The sequence below is a fragment of the Dyella acidiphila genome (genome assembly GCF_014863405.1).
GTDB lineage: Bacteria > Pseudomonadota > Gammaproteobacteria > Xanthomonadales > Rhodanobacteraceae > Dyella_B > Dyella_B acidiphila.
Genome location: NZ_JACZZA010000009.1, coordinates 77377 through 94424 on the forward strand (window position 1 = coordinate 77377; position 17048 = coordinate 94424).

Consider the following 17048-nt stretch of genomic DNA (forward strand, 5'->3'; position numbering starts at 1 on the left):
GAACTTCGATTATTGAGCGGTTTTCAGGGCGAGCTGGCGGTCCACGGCTTCAACCAGCTGGCCTACGGTGCCGGTATCGAAGTCGGTGTCTTCGTTGGGCAGGTTGATATTGAAATGTTCTTCGATGTCGAAGATCACTTCGATGGCGTCCAGCGAGGCGACGCCGAGATCCTTGAGCGTGGATTCGGGCTTGACGGCGTCGATCTCGATCTTCGCCTGCTTGCTGATGATCTCGAACACTTCCTGCTGCGTACTCATGCGTCGATTCCCCGGCTTGTCCACGCACAAGCGTGACGAAGGTTTTTGCTGTTGTCCATAAGGACGGTTGGGTGCGTTGACCGTGAAGCGCAATTTCTTGAAGCCGCGCCGGCCCTGGCCTTGCACCGGACTTAAGCAGTCCGAGGGTAGCGGGCGAGCGTGAACTCAAGCCCAAAGATTCGCGTGAGATAGGTGAACCTGACAGTTCGTGAATACCTCATTCACCGGCCATGGCATCGAGCGTGGCCAACTCCGACGGCGCCGTGCCCTGCTGCGGCGAGCCTTTTTCGGCGATGGCCAGGCATACGATGCCGAGCATGATCACGCCCGCGCCGAGCAGGCGCATCGGCGTCAATGCTTCGTGGAACAGCAGCGCCGAGGCCAACATCACCGTCACCACATCCAGATGCGAGGCGGCGAATGCCGGCCCGATCGGCGCATGCTTGAGCAGGCTCATCCAGGTGAAGAAGTTGCCGACATAGCCGATCAGCGCGACATAAATCCAGGGATGGCCGAATACCCGCGCCACCCAGGCGAGATTGGCCTCCGGCGGGAAGGCGTGCTGGCCGGTCAGCTTGAAGCTCAGCTGCACCACGGTGTCGAAGGCCAGCAGCAAGGCGAAGCCGGCCAGATAGAAGCGCCAGGTTTTCATCCGCTCAGGCCCACGATGGCGACGCCGGCACTGACCAGCAGGATCCCGCCCACGCGCAGCGGCGTGAGCCGCTCGCGAAACAGCAAGCGCCCGGCCAGCATGATCACCACGATGTTGATGGATGCCAGCAACACGCCCTGGGACAAATCCACCAGCGACAGGAAGGCGATCCACGACAGCAGGTGCGTGACATAGGCGAGGATGCCCAGCCAGATCCATGGCCGGCTCGCCATGTGGCGCCAGCGCGCGGCGCCATCGCCGGCGTGCGGATCGCTGGCCGCGGCCTTGAAGGCGAGCTGGCCGGCGGTATCAAGCGTCACATTGACCAGCCACAGCGTGGCAACCAGCAGCGACATGCGCGTGGCGTCAGGCGACGGCGCGCGCGCTGGGCGTACAGCTCGCGGCGATCTTGGAGAAAAATTCCGCCGAGCCGTTGATCAGCGTGCGGCGTTCCTGATCGATGGTGATCATGTGGTAACTGTTTTCCAGCAACAGCATTTCCACCGGGCCGGACACGCTGCGTGCCACCAGGTGCGCGTTTTCCACGCTGGCGACGTCGTCTTCGGTGGCGTGCGCGATAAAGCACGGCGCGCTCACCTTGGGCAGTTCGCTGCGCACGACACCAGCCATCAAATACATTTCGGCCAGGGACGGCCACGGATTGCCGGGCAGACCCGCGGCGGCGCTGTCACCACCGAGCATCAGGCCGCTGATCTGCGCACGCAGGCGTTCGTCGCGCAAGCCATACGGTTCGCTCTCATGCACCATCCGGTGCTTGCCGATGCCCAGCCGGTTCAGCAGTGGCAGCACGAAGGAGAAGCGGCCATACCAGGGGGTGGCCCAGCCGTCGTACTTGAAGGTAGCGCCGTAGACCCCCACGCCCCGCACCCAGTCCGGATGGTCGGCGGCGAGCTTCAGCGCCAGCACCGCACCCATCGACAGGCCGGCCACGAACAGGTGATCGACTTCCTTGCGGAAGCGCTCGGCGGCGGCTTCCACGCTGGCGTACCAGTCTTGCCAGGTGGTGGCGAGCAGGTCCGGCACATCGCCGCAATGCCCTGCCAACTGCATGCCGTAGACACTGAAACCGGCGCGGTTCAGGCCTTTGCCGACCAGGCGCATCTCGGTGGGGGTGCCGGTCAATCCATGGATCAGCAGGACACCGGAACGGCCGCCTTCGAAGCGGAACTCAACGTTTTGGATCACTGGGGGGCTCTACGACAGACGAAGGGCGATATGCGCAGAGTGTGTCCGGAGAGGCTTTCCACGTGCTTTCGGCGGCAAAAATCCTTTGCCGCAGGTTGGGTTAGCGCAGCGTAACCCAACGGATCTTGATCGAAGCGGCCCGGCATTGCCGGGTTAGGCTGCGCTAACCCAACCTACGGCGGCCCTGGCTCAGTGGCCGTTGAAGCCGCCGAAGCGGCTTACGCCGATGGAAATACCCATGCTGCCGGTGGGGTGGTCGCAGCTGCCGGTGTTCTGGGTGATGTTGACGTTGCCGGACTGATAGCTGCCGGTGCCGAAATGGCTGGCGCTGACCACGCCCATGCCCACGTCGCCATGGACCTGGGCCTTGTTGTAGGTGGAATCGTCGCAGGCCGGCGCCGAGGCGGTGTCATTGCCGCGCGCACCGCTGTGGTCGCCGTAATACACGCCGGGCGCAGACGCGGGGCGTGCACCGTTGATGGTGACGGCGCTGGGGTTGGGCTGGGCGGTAGCGCTAGAGGCGCTGGCCGGTTGCGTGGTGCTGGCGGGAGCGCTGGTGGCACTGTTCGGCGGCAGCTTCAGGTTCAGCTGCGGCTGACTGGCCGATTGCGCCCATGCTGCGGTCGTCAGCAGGCATGCGGCCAGGGCGGTCATGGCTCGTCTGTTCATAGAAGCTCCGGGGTTCATCGCCGACATAACGCACGGCGGTGGGCCGCCGTGCACATGCCTGTTCGATTGAATGCGGGTGCCTGAAGTTCCATTCAAGACTTGGTTTGTGAAGGTCCAGCTTTGGCGATCTGCAACCGTCATCGGCCCTGAATGCACCATGCCGCCATCCTGCTTTCGCCGGAATGACGGCATGGCGGTATCGAGCTGCAGGTTGTCATGCGGCCGCCTGCCTGGTTAACCGGTGGTCTCGATCCGCTCCACCCGCCGCAACCCACGCGGCAGCACGCCGCCGCGGGTGGCGCGATTGCCGCCGTATTCGACCAGGTCCGCCCAGCGCAGGGTCAGCTTGCGCTGGCCGGCGAACAGCGTGACCTCGCCCTTGCCCTCGGTCACCACGGCGACGCCGGCGACGCGCTCGTCGCCGCTGCCGAGCTTGCTCTTGGGAATTTCGATCAGCTTGTTGCCCTTGCCCTTGTCCAGCTCCGGCAGTTCCGCCACCGAGAACATCAGCAGGTGGCCCTCAGTGGTGACCACCACGATGCGGTCGCGGGAAGGCTCGGCGCTCACCTGTGGCGCCAGCACGCGCGCACCGTCGCCGAGCGTGATGATCTGCTTGCCGGCCTTGTTGCGCCCGGTCAACGCCTCGAAGCGGGTGACGAAGCCGTAGCCGAAGTCGGTGGCCAGCACCAGGCGCGTGTCGTTGTCGCCGGCGGCAAGGGCATCGAAGCGTGCGCCGCCGGGCGGAGTGAAGCGGCCGGTCAGGGGCTCGCCGTTGCCGCGTGCCGACGGCAGCGTATGCGCCGGCGTGGAATAGCTGCGGCCGGTGGAGTCGATTACCGCTACTTGCTGCGTGGTGCGTGTTTTCACCGTGGCCAGCAGGCTGTCGCCTTCGCGGTAGGACAGGCCTTCGGCATCGACATCGTGGCCCTTGGCGGCGCGGATCCAGCCCTTCTGGCTCAGCACCACGGTGACCGGTTCGCTGGCCACCAGCGCGCTTTCGTCCAGCGCCTGCGCAGCTTCGCGCTGCACCAGCGGGGAGCGGCGCTCGTCGCCGAACTTGGCGGCGTCGGCGCGCAGTTCTTCCTTGATCAGGCCCTTGAGCTTGGCCGGCGATTTCAGCAGCACGTTGATCTTGGCACGCTCCTCTTCCAGTTGATCGCGCTCGCCGTTGATCTTCATTTCCTCCAGGCGCGCCAACTGGCGCAGCCTGGTTTCGAGGATGTAGTCGGTTTGTTCCTCGCTGAGCCGGAAGCGCGCCATCAGCACCGGCTTGGGCTCTTCCTCGGTGCGGATGATGCGGATCACCTCGTCCAGGTTGAGGTAGGCGATGCGCAAACCTTCCAGCAAATGCAGGCGGCGCTCGACCTTGGCCAGGCGGTGGTTGAGGCGGCGCGTCACGGTGTCGACGCGGAAGCTCAGCCACTCGGTGAGGATGCGCTTGAGATCCTTCACCTGCGGGCGGCCGTCCAGGCCGATCATGTTGAGGTTGACGCGGAAGCTCTTTTCCAGATCGGTGGTGGCGAACAGATGCTGCATCATCTCGTCCGCGTCGACGCGGTTCGAGCGCGGCACCAGTACCAGGCGGATCGGATTTTCGTGATCGGATTCGTCGCGCAGGTCCTCCAGCATCGGCAGCTTCTTGGCGCGCATCTGCGCGGCGATCTGCTCCAGGATCTTGGACGGGCTGACCTGGTGCGGCAGCGCGGTGATCACCGTATTGCCGTCTTCGTGCTGGTACACGGCACGCGCGCGGATCGAGCCGGTGCCGCTCTGGTACATCGCCATCAGTTCGTTGCGCGGGGTGATGATTTCCGCTTCGGTGGGGTAATCCGGTCCGCGCACGTGTTCGCACAGATCCGCCACGGTGGCGTCCGGATCGTCCAGCAGGCGGATGCAGGCGCTGGTGACTTCGCGCAGATTGTGCGGCGGAATATCGGTGGCCATGCCCACGGCGATGCCCATCGAGCCGTTGAGCAGCACGTGCGGCAAGCGCGCCGGCAGCCAGCTGGGTTCTTCCAGCGTGCCGTCGAAGTTCGCCACGAAATCCACCGTGCCCTGGCCCAGTTCGGCCAGCAGCACTTCGGCGATCGGGTTGAGCTTGGACTCGGTGTAGCGCATCGCCGCGAAGCTCTTCGGATCGTCGGGCGAACCGAAGTTGCCCTGGCCGTCGATCAGCGGATAGCGGTACGAGAACGGCTGCGCCATCAGCACCATGGCTTCATAGCAGGCGCTGTCGCCGTGCGGATGGAATTTACCGATCACGTCGCCGACGGTGCGCGCGGATTTCTTCGGCTTGGAGCTGGAAGCCAGGCCCAGCTCGCTCATCGCATAGACGATACGTCGCTGCACCGGCTTGAGGCCGTCGCCGACAAAGGGCAGGGCGCGGTCCAGCACCACGTACATCGAGTAATCGAGGTAGGCCCGCTCGGCGTATTCCTTGAGCGGGATCTGTTCGTAATTGGCTTGCAAATTCATGAAAGTGACTATCTGGGCGCAGGGGGCGCCGCGGCCGGCAGATGGTGCCAGATGCCGGCGGCCTTAGGCTAGAATGCGCCGATTCCTGTCCTGGGCCCCACCATGCACTTTCTACGTATTGCCGCCGTTGCCGTGGCCTGCGCCCTGGTCTCCAGTTGCATGCTGTATGCGGGCCGGCATCCCTTGCTCGGCTACAAGGACAAGGATCATCCCAAGTCCGATACCGCCCTGGTGGTATGCGAGGAGCAGGCTGGCTATATCTGCGGCATTACCAGCGTCAACGACAGGAACACCTGGGAGCAGTTGAACGGCGGCAAGACGCCGTGGGTGCGCGTGCTGCCGGGCGCGCAGGTGATCAAGCTCACTTTGTCCAATTCGCACCTGGTCAATCGCCCGTGGCTGAAGATCGACAATGTGCAGCCCCAGCATGTGTATCAGGTCAGCGTGACTTTCGACGGCAAGGCGCTGGGCGCCACCTGGAAGGATCTCGGCAAGATGGATTCCTACACCATCCACATGCCGCGCCAGCCGCTGAAGCCGAAGGCTTATACGGCCAACTTCGACTAAGTAAGGACCGGAGCGGCTACTGCCGCCCGGAACGTGCCAGCTAATCCTGCTGCACGGCGATACCCAGCCGGGCCAGTTGCGCCTGCACGCTGTCAGGGCCGGCCAGGTGCGCGGCGCCGACGGCGATGAAGACGGTGCCCGGCTGTTTCAGCAGGCTGCGGATCTTGTTGGCCCAGGCCGTGTTTCGCTGCACCAGCAATTCCTGGTAGAGCGCGGGCTCCTGGTTTTTCAGTTCTTCGTTTTCCAGCTTGGCGATGGCCGCCACGTCGCCCTGTTTCCACGCATCGATCAGCGTGAGCAGCTCATCTTTGTCCTTGTCGATATCGCGCAAAGTGTCGCGCAGAAAGGCGACCTGGACGGGGTTGGGCAAGTCGGCCAGAAACTGGATCTGCTGTTCGGCCGTTTCCAGGCCCAGCACCGGCTTGCCGGCACGGGTCATTTGCGCCTTGAGCTGCTTGTCCACCCCTTCGGCCGGATCGAGGCCTGCCTTGAGCAAAGGCGCGACCGACAGAGTCAGTGCCGCCAGCCAGGGCTTCATCGGCTGCAGCGTGCTCGCGCCGCCGGGCAGGCCGGCCAGTTGCGCCGCCTTGGCCAGTGCGGTGTTGTCGCTCTCGCTGAGCTGGCTGGAAAGCGGATGTGCGGAATCGATGCCGTAGCGAAGCACCAGCGCGGCCATGCTGGCCTGATCATCGTCGGTGAGTTCGATGTACAGCGACTGGCTTTGCGTCAGCGCCTGGTCGAGGGCAGGGAAGCGCCAGTTGGTGTCGTTCGGCAGCAGATGCACGGTACCGAACAGGTACACCGTGCTGTTGCCGGCCTTGGCCTGCCACAGCGCAGGATGGGCCAGCACATTTCCGCTGAGCAGGAGCAGGGGCAGGAACAGAACTAGCCATCGACGCATGAGCATGGGGTCCGGAATAGGTGTCAGCGCGGGACGCGGTAGCCGCCGGGCACGCCGTACGGGCTGAGGGTGAGCTGCCAGAGCTGGTCGCGCCGGCTGCGGAATACGGCCGTCGATACGGCCAGATAGAAATGCCACATGCGGCGGAAACGTTCGTCGTAGCGGGCCGAAAGCGCCGGCCACGCCGAGTCGAAATTCACGCGCCAGGCACTGAGCGTGCGGTCGTAATCCGCGCCGAAATTGTGCCAGTCTTCCACCACGAACAGGCCTTCCAGCGCGGTCGCCACCTGGCTGGCGGCGGGAATCATGGAATTGGGGAAGATGTATTTCTCGATCCATGGATCGGGTCGGCTGGGCGCGTGATTGCTGCCAATGCAATGCAGCAGGAACAGGCCATGGTTGTGCAGGCAGCGGCGCGCCATTTCGAAATACTCGCGGTAGTTCTTGCCGCCCACGTGCTCGAACATGCCGATCGACATGATCGCATCGAACGGTTCGGCCAGTTCGCGGTAGTCCTGCAGGCGGATCTCGATCGGCAATCCCTGGCATAGCTCGCGCGCCAGTTCGGCCTGTTCGCTGGAAACGGTGATGCCTACGCCGCTGACGCCGTAGCGCTCGGCCGCGAATTTCAGCGCCTCGCCCCAGCCGCAGCCGATATCGAGCACGCGCATGCCGGGCTTGAGCTGCAGCTTGCGGCAGATCAGGTCGAGCTTGGCCTCCTGGGCCTCGTCCAGGCTGCCGGCCTGCGCCCAGTAGGCGCAGGAATACATCATCCATTTGCCCAGCATCGCCTTGAACAGGTCGTTGCCGCGGTCGTAGTGGGCCTTGCCGATCTCGAACGCATGCTCGCCGCGCTGCAGGTTGATGAAGCGCGCCTTGAGGTGGGCGATCAGCGTATCCAGGGTCTTGAGGTGTTCGTCCAGATGGCTGGACAGGATGCGGGTAAACAAGCCGGGCAGATCCTCGGCATCCCACCAGCCATCCATATAGGCCTCGCCCAGACCGAGCGAGCCATGCGCAAACACGCGGGCGTAGAGCTGCTCATCGTGGACGCGCATATCGGTGGGGGCGGGACCATCGATATGCACGCCGGCAGCCTGCAGCAGTTCGACGGCGCGCTGCCTCAAGGAATCCTGGCTCATCGTGTTCCTTAGGTGGTTTCTGCTTGCCCCAAGATACCGAAATGTACGGGCGACCACGCATAGACCAGATCAACACTGGCCTCACGAACCAGCCGCAGCAAGGTGTAGGCGTTCGCCTCGCTGAGCAGGAATTCGATCTTCTGCGGCAGATCGTCGGCCAGCTCGAAAAAGGCCTCGTGATGCAGCACGCCGTGCCGGCCGAATCCGGCTGTGGCGCGAAACACCGAGCCGCCGCCAAGCCGGTTGCGCTTGGCCAGTTCCAGCAGCCACTCGGAAACCAGCAGGCCGTTATGCCGGGCATGCACGTGCGTGTAGAAGCGCAGGAATATGCCCTGGGTGGCGTTCTTGTCGAAGGAGCTGTCGAGACTCATGGCGATCTCCTTAGTGGCGCAGCAGGCCGCGGGTGAGAAAGATGCCCAGGATGGTCATCGCCAGGCTACCCAGCAGGTGCACGGCGATGTGCGTGCCGAACCACAGGTACTGGCCGCGCAGCAGCAGCGTGTCGGCTTCGGCCGAGAAGGTCGAGAACGTGGTCAGGCCGCCGAGAAAACCGGTGGCGGCGAACAGCCGCAGTTCCGGCGGCAGGGTCTGGAAGTGTTCGAAGATGCCCATCAGGCAGCCCATCATCAGGCCGCCGCTGAGATTGGCCGCCAGCGTGCCCAGGGGCAGAGTGGGGAAAATCGGGTTGAGCAGCACGCCAAGTATCCAGCGCAACCAGCAACCCAGGGCGCCGCCGATGCCGACGGCGAGGAATCCGCTCATGCTCACGTTGTGTTGTCTCCCGAGGATAGTGGTTCGACGCAATGGGTCGGTTCCACGACAACACAGGCACGCCCGCGCCGCCGGAAACCGGTGGTGCAGGCATCATCAACCTTGCGGTGGTTTGTTCGACAAGAACATTTCGCATAAGCGCAGTGCTTGCGGAACGGGAGGCATGCCATCTCCCTGAAAGCGGGATGCTAGCCGATGCGCAGCGGCGTTGGTAGGTTGGGTCATCCCGGACTTGATCCGGGGGTGGCGACCCAACTTACACCGGCTTGGCCAGCTCGGGCATCGCCGCGACCATGCGCGCTATGTCTTCGGGTTCTTTGCCATACCCGGCAATCACATGCCGGCCCGGGCCGTAAGGGCCCCATTCCTCGGCGCTGGTGGCGGTAAACAGGCCCATGGTCGGCACATCCGACGCGCACGCCAGATGCATGATGCCGCAGTCGGCACTGATGTAGACATCCAGGCTGGACAGTACGCTGGCGATCTTGCGCAGATCGCTGGAGTAGTAGGCCGGATAGCGCGAGCTGAGCATCGATACGCCCGAGGCAGGCAGGATCTCCACGATGCGATGGTCCGGATACTGCGCTTCCAGCACCTGGATAAAACGCGTCCACCACGCTTCCCCGAGCAGCTTCGGGCCGGTGGCATTGGCGAAGATGCCGATGATGCCGCGGCCGGCCGAGTGCATGCCGCCGGCAGCCAGCGAGCGCATCAGCGTGGCGCGGCCTTGGGCGCGTTCGCTGTCGGCGAGGCGGATATCGGGAACCGGATAATCGGCCGACGTATCGCGGCCCATCGCGCTGCGCAGCAGATAGACCGGACGGCGTCCCTTGCTCGGCAGGTTCTCCGGCAACGGCACCGCGTGAGTGATCTCGCCGTGCTTCTTCGGGCTGCTGAAGCCCAGCGTGTAGGTGGCGTTGGACAGCAGCATCAGCAGGCGGCCGGTCTGCGACAGCGGATCGGCATCGATCGCCAGGTCGTAGCGGATCTTGCGCATGCGCCGCAGCGTGCCGAAAAACTGCAACGGATGTCCGACGCCGTGCGCCGGCAGCCGGAAGATGCGCTGCACGCTGAAGAAATGGCCGTACACATCGTCGGCGATCGGGCTGCGCGTAAGAATGTCGATTTCCGCCGCCGGATAGACCCGTTCCAGTTCGGTCAGCAACGGCGTCAGCAGCAGCGTATTGCCCAGGCTGTGGCTGACATGGCAGACCAGGATGCGATAGATGCCCTTGTCCGGCAGCGCCGCCGAGCTCGGCTGGCCGTGGTTGCCGAACACCATGCGCATGAGCCGGCGCGCGATCTTGCGGCGCAGGTCGTTGATCGGGTCGTAATAGCGCGTGTTCTTCAGCACGGTCGGTTCGCGGCGATTGGGCAGCGGCGACTATACCGGTTCACCAGCCGCTGTCAGCAGCTGGCGCGCGATCAACCACTCGCGGGCATTCTCCGCGTCCTGCTCGAACCAGGCCTGGGCCGAACCGAGCCGGAAGGTATAGCCCCAGGTATCCATATCGGTCATCACGCGCACACGTCCCACACCCGGCAGGGTGCCGCCCAGCACGATCTGCAGGTAGCACACGGCGTCCTCTTCGGCGATCGAGTCGGTGGCGTCGGTATGGGTTGTCGCGCGCCGCTCCGGCGGCAGCACGATCAGGTGGCCGGCCTCGTGCAGCAGGGAATGCACCGGTGTATCGCTGCGCGCATAAACCTCGTGGCCGATGATGCCGGCCTCGTCCTCGCCCCAATAGCTGCCGGGAATGGCCTGGCCATCGGCCACGCGAACCAAGTGCAGGCCGTAACGGGCGAGCAGGGCTTCGACGGGTGTGCCGTCGATGTCAGCGAGGCGTAGGACGGATGGCTGCATCTTGCTCCCTTCCCCTCCAGGAGAGGGTTGGGGTGAGGGGTCAACCTCGCAGAAGGTTGACCTTTGCGTTGCTTGGAAAGAAGCCCTCTCCCTGGCGGGGAGAAGGCGCAGAGCATCAGGTCGCCGCGTTGCCCGCGGGCTTGCCGTCCGGCAGCGCTACCGACAGCTCCAGCACTTCGTGGCCGCTGTCGCGCTCGACATTGATGTTGATCGCTTCGAGGTCGACGTTGACGTACTTCTTGATGACCTCGAGCAATTCGTTGCGCAGCAGCGGCAGGTAGTCCGGCGCCCCGCGGGTGGAACGTTCCTGCGCGACGATGATGCGCAAGCGCTCCTTCGCGACCACCGCCGTGGGTTCGGGCTTACGCTTCAGGAAATCGAGGATACCCATCGCGGTCAACCTCCGAATACGCGCTGGAAGAAGCCCTTCTTGGGTGCGTCAAGGAAGCGCATCGGGCGGGTTTCGCCGAGGATGCGGGCCACGGTGTCGCGATAGGCCTGCCCGGCGTTGGAGTTGTCGTCCAGGATCACCGGCACGCCGGCGTTGGAGGCGGCGAGCACGTTTTCCGATTCCGGAATCACGCCGACCACGCTGATGCCGAGGATTTCCTCCACATCCTTCACGCTGAGCATTTCGCCCTGCTCGACGCGGGCCGGGTTGTAGCGGGTAAGCAGCAGGTGCTGGGTGATGGCGCCGTCGCCGCGCTCGGCGCGGCGCGTCTTGCTGGCGAGCAGGCCCAGGATGCGGTCGGAATCGCGCACCGAGGACACTTCCGGATTCACCACCACCACCGCATGGTCGGCGAAATACATCGCCAGGTGCGCGCCCTTTTCGATGCCGGCGGGCGAGTCGCAGATGACGTAGTCGAAACCGTCGTTGGACAGCTCGTCGAGCACCTTCTCCACGCCTTCCTGGGTCAGCGCGTCCTTGTCGCGCGTCTGGCTGGCGGCGAGCACATAGAGGTTGTCGTGGCGCTTGTCCTTGATCAGGGCCTGCTTGATGGCGGCTTCGCCGTGCACGACGTTGACGAAGTCGTACACCACGCGGCGCTCGCAGCCCATGATCAGATCGAGGTTGCGCAGGCCCACGTCGAAGTCGATCACCGCCACCTTCTTGCCCTGCATGGCCAGGCCGGTGGCCAGCGACGCGCTGGTCGTGGTTTTGCCGACGCCGCCCTTACCGGACGTCACAACGATAATCTCTGCACTCAAGGGTTCGTCTCCGCTGGTGTTCTTTTAATGGTCGGTCGTTTTATTAGGTATGGCGCCAGCTATTTCAGCGGCGCGATCAGCAATTTTTCGCCGTCGAGCCAGCATTGCACAGACTGGCCCTCCAGGTCTTTGGGTATCTGCTCGAACACCCGGTAATGGCCGGCGATGGCCACCAGTTCGGCCCGGAAATCCGACACGAAGATGCGTGCTTTCGCGTCGCCCTGGGCGCCGGCCATGGCGCGGCCCTTGAGGCTGCCGTAGACATGGATGCTGCCGTCGGCGATCACTTCGGCGCCGTTGGCGATGGCGCCGGTGACGACCAGGTCGCGGTCGCGCGCATAGACCTGCTGGCCCGAGCGCACGGCCCCTTCATGATGTTGCGCCCCCGGGCTGCTGCCGGGAGCCGGCGCCGCCAGTACCGGTTCGCGTACCACCGGTGCGGCAGGGACGGGTGCGGGCGTCGGACCCGGTGCCGGCGGCGCGATGCTGCCGCCGTCGGCCGGTTCATACGCGGCGCGGAACTTGGCGATCAGAGGCAGGCCCATGCGCTGCGCCAGCGCCTCGGTGGCACTGGTGCCATAGGCCAGGCCTACCGGCAGCATGCCGGCGCTGCGCACGGCTTCGAGCAGCGCGTCGACAGTGCCGTCATCGGGCAGGTTCAGCAGGTGGCTGAGGTCGAGCACCACCGCGGCGCGCGAGAACAGCTGCGGTGCGGCGCGCACGCGGCGTTCCAGTTCTTCGCACAAGGCAGCGGCGTCGGGGCGTTTTACACGTACACAGGCAATACCGACCTGGCCGAAGCGCAGGTCACAAGCGTCGTTGGCTTCCATCTTTGCATTCATGAGCGCCGCTCTCCGGCGAGGCGGCGCGGCTTGGAGTCGTTATTGAGTGAAAGGGGGCGGCCGGCCAGCCAGGGCAGATCGGGCAGGCCGGCATGTTCGAGATAGGTATCGCGCACGTAGGCAAAGCTGGGCAGGTCCTTGGCCAGCAGGCTCACCTGCGGACCGCGCTCGCCCATGCGTTGCTGGCCGACTTCCTGGAAGCCGTAGGTGCCATGGAACAGCACCACCACGTCATCCGGCGGCTCCAGGAACACCTCGCAGGTCAGCAGCGGCACGCGCACTTCGGCGAAGCTGTTCACGTCGCAATAGAAGATGCGGCCCAGGCCGTGGCGGCGGAACGCGTTGGCGATCACGATGCGGTCGATATAGACGAACGACGGGTAGTGTTCGCCGAACCACTGATAGTTGGGGCTGACGTAGTCGCGCCCGTCGCGCAGGGCGATCAGGAAGCCGGCGAGCTGACCGTCGATCTCGGCCACCCGGAAGTAATCGGCGTGCTCGTAGAAGTAGCGCAACTGCGCATCGTCCAGAACGAGAATGGAGCGTCCGGCGGTGTTGTTGAGCGCCAGTACGGCATCCAGGTCGTGCTCGCGCACGTCGCGGATGGCAAGGGCCATTCGTTGCTCCGCAGTGAGTGGTTGCTAGTAAGACCGACTGACGGCCCAGCTCAGCGCGCATTATGGCATGGGCCTTACGGCGACACATCCCGTGCTGCGGCATGTAAAACCTTTGTAAACCGGGGGATGGGTGCGGGCGAGCGCTCCGTCGGATCTGCCGCCGCAAGGCGCTGCGGCGTGCCGCGGCGGCGCCGGGCCCATGTCCCGCCGCGCATGACTTCCCGCGCATACACCCTCTCCGGCGGGGGCCTATGATGCGCGACATGGCGATGACCAATTTCAACCACATCCGCGTATTGCGGCTCACCGGGCTGATTGCCTATCTGTGCGATGGCACCCCGCTGTTCACCAGCTGGGCGACCGAACGGCTGGATTTGCTGCACCGGCCTAACTTCGCGCTGCTGCTGTGCACGCTGTTCTACCTGGCGTTCGGCGTGCTCTACCTGCTGGTCACCAACGACCTCGGCTCGCGTACGCATGTCGGCGCGCGCCTGGTGGGCCTGCTGGTCATGACGGTGGCGGCGCTGGTGGTGGGCTGGTACAGCCACAGCGGCCTGTCGGCGATCCTGATGGTAGTGGTGTCGGTGGTGCTGCCCTGGCTGGTGCCGTTCTGGGTGGGCGTGGCCTGGGTGGTCTTTCAGACCATGTGTCTGGCGGCGCTGTTTTCCAGTTTTGCCGAATTCAAATACAGCATTCTGCTCGGGTCGCTGCAGGCCAGCATCTATACGGCGTACTCCATGCTCGGCTTCGTCGCCTCGATGGTCGCCAGCCAGCAGGCGGAGGAACGCGAGGCGCAGCGCCGGCTCAACTCCGAATTGCGCGCCACGCGCGCGCTGCTGGCCGAATCCACGCGGATCGCCGAGCGCATGCGCATTGCACGCGAGCTGCACGACCTGATCGGCCATCACCTCACGGCATTGAGCCTCAACCTGGAAGTGGCCAGCCACCTGAGCAACGAGGCGGCTTCCGAGCACGTGCGCAAGGCGCAGAACACCGCACGCCTGTTGCTGGCGGACGTACGCGAGGCGGTCAGCGAGCTGCGCCAGGACGATGCGATCGATCTTACCCAGGCGCTGCAAAGCCTGATCGACGGCGTGCCCAGCCTGCAGGTGCACCTGAGCACGCCGCCGCGCTTCAGCGTGGAGGATCCGCGCCGGGCGCAGGTATTGCTGCGCTGCGTGCAGGAGATCATCACCAATACCGCCAAGCACGCCGGCGCGCGCAATTTGTGGCTGACCTTCGCGTATGAAGATGAGAGCTTGCTGAGCCTGTGTGCGCGCGACGATGGCCGCGGCACGGCCTCGATCCTGCCGGGTAACGGTCTGTCCGGCATGCGCGAACGCCTTAACGAGTATGGTGGCGACGTGTCCATGGAAAGCGGGACGGGGCAGGGTTTTGCCCTGCACGTCCGTCTTCCATTGGGCGAGCCGTCGGTATTGGCGCATACGCCGTCACGTTTCGAACCCCCTGCGTTGAGCCTTACGTGATGCCCTGTAACAATGTGTCGCTGCCCGCTCAATCGTCTTTGTTCGTTGTATGCACGTGGCCCGTGAGGGGCCGTCAAAGCTGCGAGGATCCACGATGATTTCCGTTTGTCTCGTCGACGACCAGAATCTGGTTCGCCAAGGAGTGCGTTCCCTGCTTGATCTGGCCGAGGACATCCGCGTCGTCGCCGAATGCGCCGATGGGGTGCAGGCGGTGCAGGACATTCCGCGGATCAAGCCGGATGTGGTGCTGCTGGACCTGCGCATGCCCAACATGAGCGGCCTGGAAGTGCTGCAGACACTTTCGGCCCGTAACGAACTGCCGCCCACCATCATCCTCACCACCTTCGACGACGATCAGCTGGTGCTGCAGGGCCTGAAGGCCGGCGCCCGCGGCTACCTGCTCAAGGACGTATCCCTGGAGCAACTGGTGGAGGCCGTGCGTACCGTGGCGAATGGCGGCTCGCTGGTGGCGCCGATGGTCACCCAGCGCCTGCTGGCGGGGGTGGGGCGGATCCATAACCAGTTCACCAGCCTGGAGCAGCCCGACCCGCTGACCGAGCGCGAGACGGAAATCCTGCGCCTGCTCTCCGGCGGCTACAGCAATAAGGAAATTGCCAATTCGCTTAAGGTGGCCGAAGGCACCGTGAAGAATCACGTTTCCAACATCCTTTCCAAGCTCGGCGTGCGCGACCGTACCCGTGCGGTGCTCAAGGCCCTGGAACTGGGCATCGTCTAGCATCCGCAGGTCGCATATTCATGACAGGGAATGCTGCGTAGCAGCGCGGCTGCGGGCCTATTTGGCCCGTAGCGTTCCTGCGCGTGAGCAAGTACCATCGGCAGCTTAGGCGCCAGCCGAACCCCCGTCCTGATGCGGTTTCCCACGAGGGAAAGCCATCCGTGGCGGTCCCGCCCCGGCCTGCGCTTTTCACTGCAAGAGATTCGTCTCGGAGAAACCTGGAATGATGCGTGTTCTGGAATTCATCGTCGCCCTGCTGATCGTCGTCGTTGTCGGCGTCGTGGTGGGTGTGATCATGCCCGGCAGCGGCCACGTTGAACGGTCGTTGGTAGTCAGCAAAGACCTGCGCCAGGTCTACGACGTAGTAAACAATTTCCGTACTTTCCCCGATTACAGCGTGTTGCGCGCCTACGATTCGCGGACCAAGTTCACCCTCTCCGGCAGTGCCTACGGCCCGGGCTCCGAGATCGGCTGGTCCAGCGAGGACGAGAAAGTGGGCGACGGCAAGCTGACCATCGCCAGCTCCCAGCCGGAATTTGACAAGATCGACCCCAGCGTCAACAGCGCGCAGATCGTGTGGAATGTGGACAACGCCTGGAAGGGCAGCGACAAGCACTTCACCCTCGACCTGCTGCGCCAGGGCAACACCGGCAAGCTGACCAAGATCACCTGGTCGTATGACGTGACCTACGGCTTCAGCCTGGTGGCCCGTTATTCCAATATGTACATTCACGGCCAGCCGGATGCCTTCATCCAGTACAGCCTGAACAACCTGCAGAACGTGCTGGCGGCAGTGCCGAATATCGACTACAGCGCGCTCGACCCGTACATCGTGCAGACCAAGCAGACGCCGGTGCTGTTCGTTTCCACCTCGATGAAGCGCAAGGACGGCCTGGACGGCTTGAACGAAGCCACCGACGCTGCCGTCAAGCAGATCGAAGATGCCGCCAAGAAGCTGGGCGTGCACACCACCGGTCCGCGCGTGATCTTCACCACCAACTACGGTGACGAGACCTACACCTTCGACGTGGCCGAGCCGATCGACTCCGCCAGCCTGAACGTGGGTGGCCAGAGCTACCAGTTGGCCGCACCGACGCCGCCGTCGCTGGCCGACCAGACCGCCGCACCCGCCTCCAGCAGCACCACCGCTGCACCGGCCAATGCGGATGCCAACCAGCCGGGCAGCAAAGATCGCTACGGCAACTTGATCATCGACAACAACGTGCGCGGCATGCTTGCCTATGGTGGCCCCGCGCTGGAAGCACCGTGGAACGGCACCGCTGCCGGCGTGCCGCAGACACGCGACATGCTGAAGGCCTACGCCCAGACCCACGGCTACAAGTACGACGAAGTGACCAACCGCCTGTACGACATCCTCACCCAGCCGGACGTGAAGGATGCCAGCGGCGCGATCACCACCTATGCGCAGTACGCCGTGTACCTGCCGATCTCCGACTCCGCCGACGGCGCCGCGCTGCCGCAGCAGACGCCGGAACAGCAGGCGGGCATCAAGCAGCCGGGCATCCTCAATGCCAACGGCCAGCCGGCTTCCAGCGGCACGGCCCCGGCTCCGGCCGGCACCGCGCCCGCTCCGGCAAGCACCGCCGCAGCACCGGCCGGCAAGTAAGCGCAAGCCAAGCATTGTCATC

20 protein-coding genes and 1 riboswitch are annotated in these 17048 nt (G+C 64.5%); of the genes, 4 read left to right on the top strand and 16 right to left on the bottom strand.

Going from position 1 to position 17048, the window contains the following annotated elements:
- Nucleotides 1–9 precede the first annotated feature (9 nt).
- The 6 genes from IGX34_RS14820 to parC form a co-directional block, all read right to left on the bottom strand.
- The gene (locus IGX34_RS14820; protein ID WP_192556498.1) at nucleotides 10–258 is read right to left on the bottom strand and encodes an acyl carrier protein; all 249 of its coding nucleotides are present in this window, start codon (nucleotides 256–258) and stop codon (nucleotides 10–12) included.
- A 217-nt stretch (nucleotides 259–475) separates the two neighbouring features.
- Nucleotides 476–910 carry a DMT family transporter gene (locus IGX34_RS14825; protein WP_192556499.1) on the bottom strand — a complete coding sequence of 145 codons (435 nt, stop codon included), beginning with the start codon at nucleotides 908–910 and terminating at the stop codon, nucleotides 476–478.
- The gene (locus IGX34_RS14830; protein WP_192556500.1) at nucleotides 907–1266 is read right to left on the bottom strand and encodes an EamA family transporter; all 360 of its coding nucleotides are present in this window, start codon (nucleotides 1264–1266) and stop codon (nucleotides 907–909) included. The genes IGX34_RS14825 and IGX34_RS14830 overlap by 4 nt, the downstream gene beginning before the upstream one ends.
- A gap of 10 nt (nucleotides 1267–1276) precedes the next feature.
- Entirely contained in the window at nucleotides 1277–2116 is an 840-nt protein-coding gene (locus IGX34_RS14835; RefSeq protein ID WP_192556501.1) for an alpha/beta fold hydrolase, read from the bottom strand.
- A 189-nt stretch (nucleotides 2117–2305) separates the two neighbouring features.
- Nucleotides 2306–2785, bottom strand: coding sequence for a hypothetical protein (locus IGX34_RS14840; protein ID WP_192556502.1), 480 nt, complete (start codon nucleotides 2783–2785; stop codon nucleotides 2306–2308).
- Between the two features lie 234 nt (nucleotides 2786–3019).
- Complete coding sequence (parC, locus tag IGX34_RS14845) at nucleotides 3020–5260, bottom strand: DNA topoisomerase IV subunit A (RefSeq protein WP_192556503.1); 2241 nt, start codon at nucleotides 5258–5260, stop codon at nucleotides 3020–3022.
- 102 nt (nucleotides 5261–5362) lie between these two features.
- On the opposite strand from parC, the gene IGX34_RS14850 reads away from it, so the two are divergent.
- Nucleotides 5363–5827, top strand: a complete 465-nt coding sequence (locus IGX34_RS14850; RefSeq protein ID WP_192556504.1) for a hypothetical protein — start codon at nucleotides 5363–5365, stop codon at nucleotides 5825–5827.
- 40 nt (nucleotides 5828–5867) lie between these two features.
- On the opposite strand, the gene IGX34_RS14855 is transcribed toward IGX34_RS14850, so the two are convergent.
- From IGX34_RS14855 to IGX34_RS14900, 10 genes are all read right to left on the bottom strand, one after another.
- Nucleotides 5868–6728, bottom strand: coding sequence for a TraB/GumN family protein (locus IGX34_RS14855; RefSeq protein ID WP_192556505.1), 861 nt, complete (start codon nucleotides 6726–6728; stop codon nucleotides 5868–5870).
- Between the two features lie 23 nt (nucleotides 6729–6751).
- Nucleotides 6752–7870, bottom strand: a complete 1119-nt coding sequence (gene cfa, locus IGX34_RS14860; protein ID WP_192556506.1) for a cyclopropane fatty acyl phospholipid synthase — start codon at nucleotides 7868–7870, stop codon at nucleotides 6752–6754.
- 8 nt (nucleotides 7871–7878) lie between these two features.
- The gene (locus IGX34_RS14865; protein ID WP_192556507.1) at nucleotides 7879–8241 is read right to left on the bottom strand and encodes a DUF190 domain-containing protein; all 363 of its coding nucleotides are present in this window, start codon (nucleotides 8239–8241) and stop codon (nucleotides 7879–7881) included.
- 10 nt (nucleotides 8242–8251) lie between these two features.
- Nucleotides 8252–8632 (bottom strand): fluoride efflux transporter CrcB, encoded by a 381-nt coding sequence (gene crcB / locus IGX34_RS14870; RefSeq protein WP_225737499.1) that lies wholly within the window; start codon nucleotides 8630–8632, stop codon nucleotides 8252–8254.
- Nucleotides 8633–8721: 89 nt separating this feature from the next.
- Nucleotides 8722–8824: riboswitch (Fluoride riboswitch) on the bottom strand.
- Between the two features lie 73 nt (nucleotides 8825–8897).
- Nucleotides 8898–9995, bottom strand: coding sequence for a glycosyltransferase family 9 protein (locus tag IGX34_RS14875; RefSeq protein WP_192556509.1), 1098 nt, complete (start codon nucleotides 9993–9995; stop codon nucleotides 8898–8900).
- Between the two features lie 30 nt (nucleotides 9996–10025).
- Nucleotides 10026–10505: a hypothetical protein gene (locus tag IGX34_RS14880; RefSeq protein WP_192556510.1), complete on the bottom strand. Its 480-nt coding sequence runs from the start codon at nucleotides 10503–10505 to the stop codon at nucleotides 10026–10028.
- Between the two features lie 115 nt (nucleotides 10506–10620).
- The gene (minE, locus tag IGX34_RS14885) at nucleotides 10621–10896 is read right to left on the bottom strand and encodes a cell division topological specificity factor MinE (RefSeq protein WP_192556511.1); all 276 of its coding nucleotides are present in this window, start codon (nucleotides 10894–10896) and stop codon (nucleotides 10621–10623) included.
- A gap of 5 nt (nucleotides 10897–10901) precedes the next feature.
- Nucleotides 10902–11717 (bottom strand): septum site-determining protein MinD, encoded by an 816-nt coding sequence (gene minD, locus IGX34_RS14890; RefSeq protein WP_192556512.1) that lies wholly within the window; start codon nucleotides 11715–11717, stop codon nucleotides 10902–10904.
- A 59-nt stretch (nucleotides 11718–11776) separates the two neighbouring features.
- On the bottom strand, nucleotides 11777–12559 hold the full coding sequence (gene minC / locus IGX34_RS14895; protein WP_192556513.1) for a septum site-determining protein MinC: 783 nt from the start codon (nucleotides 12557–12559) through the stop codon (nucleotides 11777–11779).
- Nucleotides 12556–13176: a GNAT family N-acetyltransferase gene (locus IGX34_RS14900; protein ID WP_192556514.1), complete on the bottom strand. Its 621-nt coding sequence runs from the start codon at nucleotides 13174–13176 to the stop codon at nucleotides 12556–12558. Before IGX34_RS14900 ends, minC begins: the two co-directional genes overlap by 4 nt.
- A gap of 251 nt (nucleotides 13177–13427) precedes the next feature.
- Between IGX34_RS14900 and IGX34_RS14905 the strand changes: the two genes are divergently transcribed.
- From IGX34_RS14905 to IGX34_RS14915, 3 genes are all read left to right on the top strand, one after another.
- Nucleotides 13428–14663, top strand: a complete 1236-nt coding sequence (locus IGX34_RS14905) for a sensor histidine kinase (RefSeq protein WP_192556515.1) — start codon at nucleotides 13428–13430, stop codon at nucleotides 14661–14663.
- 94 nt (nucleotides 14664–14757) lie between these two features.
- A complete protein-coding gene (locus IGX34_RS14910; protein ID WP_192556516.1) occupies nucleotides 14758–15399 on the top strand; it encodes a response regulator in 642 nt (213 codons plus the stop codon).
- A gap of 223 nt (nucleotides 15400–15622) precedes the next feature.
- Nucleotides 15623–17026 carry an SRPBCC family protein gene (locus tag IGX34_RS14915; RefSeq protein WP_192556517.1) on the top strand — a complete coding sequence of 468 codons (1404 nt, stop codon included), beginning with the start codon at nucleotides 15623–15625 and terminating at the stop codon, nucleotides 17024–17026.
- Nucleotides 17027–17048 lie beyond the last annotated feature (22 nt).

What these genes read in the sequence shown, in the direction of transcription:
- IGX34_RS14820 (WP_192556498.1), bottom strand. Translation starts at nt 258, where the DNA reads ATGAGTACGCAGCAGGAAGTGTTCGAGATCATCAGCAAGCAGGCGAAG.
- IGX34_RS14825 (WP_192556499.1), bottom strand. Translation starts at nt 910, where the DNA reads ATGAAAACCTGGCGCTTCTATCTGGCCGGCTTCGCCTTGCTGCTGGCC.
- IGX34_RS14830 (WP_192556500.1), bottom strand. Translation starts at nt 1,266, where the DNA reads ATGTCGCTGCTGGTTGCCACGCTGTGGCTGGTCAATGTGACGCTTGAT.
- IGX34_RS14840 (WP_192556502.1), bottom strand. Translation starts at nt 2,785, where the DNA reads ATGAACAGACGAGCCATGACCGCCCTGGCCGCATGCCTGCTGACGACC.
- parC (WP_192556503.1), bottom strand. Translation starts at nt 5,260, where the DNA reads ATGAATTTGCAAGCCAATTACGAACAGATCCCGCTCAAGGAATACGCC.
- IGX34_RS14850 (WP_192556504.1), top strand. Translation starts at nt 5,363, where the DNA reads ATGCACTTTCTACGTATTGCCGCCGTTGCCGTGGCCTGCGCCCTGGTC.
- IGX34_RS14855 (WP_192556505.1), bottom strand. Translation starts at nt 6,728, where the DNA reads ATGCGTCGATGGCTAGTTCTGTTCCTGCCCCTGCTCCTGCTCAGCGGA.
- cfa (WP_192556506.1), bottom strand. Translation starts at nt 7,870, where the DNA reads ATGAGCCAGGATTCCTTGAGGCAGCGCGCCGTCGAACTGCTGCAGGCT.
- IGX34_RS14865 (WP_192556507.1), bottom strand. Translation starts at nt 8,241, where the DNA reads ATGAGTCTCGACAGCTCCTTCGACAAGAACGCCACCCAGGGCATATTC.
- crcB (WP_225737499.1), bottom strand. Translation starts at nt 8,632, where the DNA reads ATGAGCGGATTCCTCGCCGTCGGCATCGGCGGCGCCCTGGGTTGCTGG.
- IGX34_RS14880 (WP_192556510.1), bottom strand. Translation starts at nt 10,505, where the DNA reads ATGCAGCCATCCGTCCTACGCCTCGCTGACATCGACGGCACACCCGTC.
- minE (WP_192556511.1), bottom strand. Translation starts at nt 10,896, where the DNA reads ATGGGTATCCTCGATTTCCTGAAGCGTAAGCCCGAACCCACGGCGGTG.
- minC (WP_192556513.1), bottom strand. Translation starts at nt 12,559, where the DNA reads ATGAATGCAAAGATGGAAGCCAACGACGCTTGTGACCTGCGCTTCGGC.
- IGX34_RS14900 (WP_192556514.1), bottom strand. Translation starts at nt 13,176, where the DNA reads ATGGCCCTTGCCATCCGCGACGTGCGCGAGCACGACCTGGATGCCGTA.
- IGX34_RS14905 (WP_192556515.1), top strand. Translation starts at nt 13,428, where the DNA reads ATGATGCGCGACATGGCGATGACCAATTTCAACCACATCCGCGTATTG.
- IGX34_RS14910 (WP_192556516.1), top strand. Translation starts at nt 14,758, where the DNA reads ATGATTTCCGTTTGTCTCGTCGACGACCAGAATCTGGTTCGCCAAGGA.
- IGX34_RS14915 (WP_192556517.1), top strand. Translation starts at nt 15,623, where the DNA reads ATGATGCGTGTTCTGGAATTCATCGTCGCCCTGCTGATCGTCGTCGTT.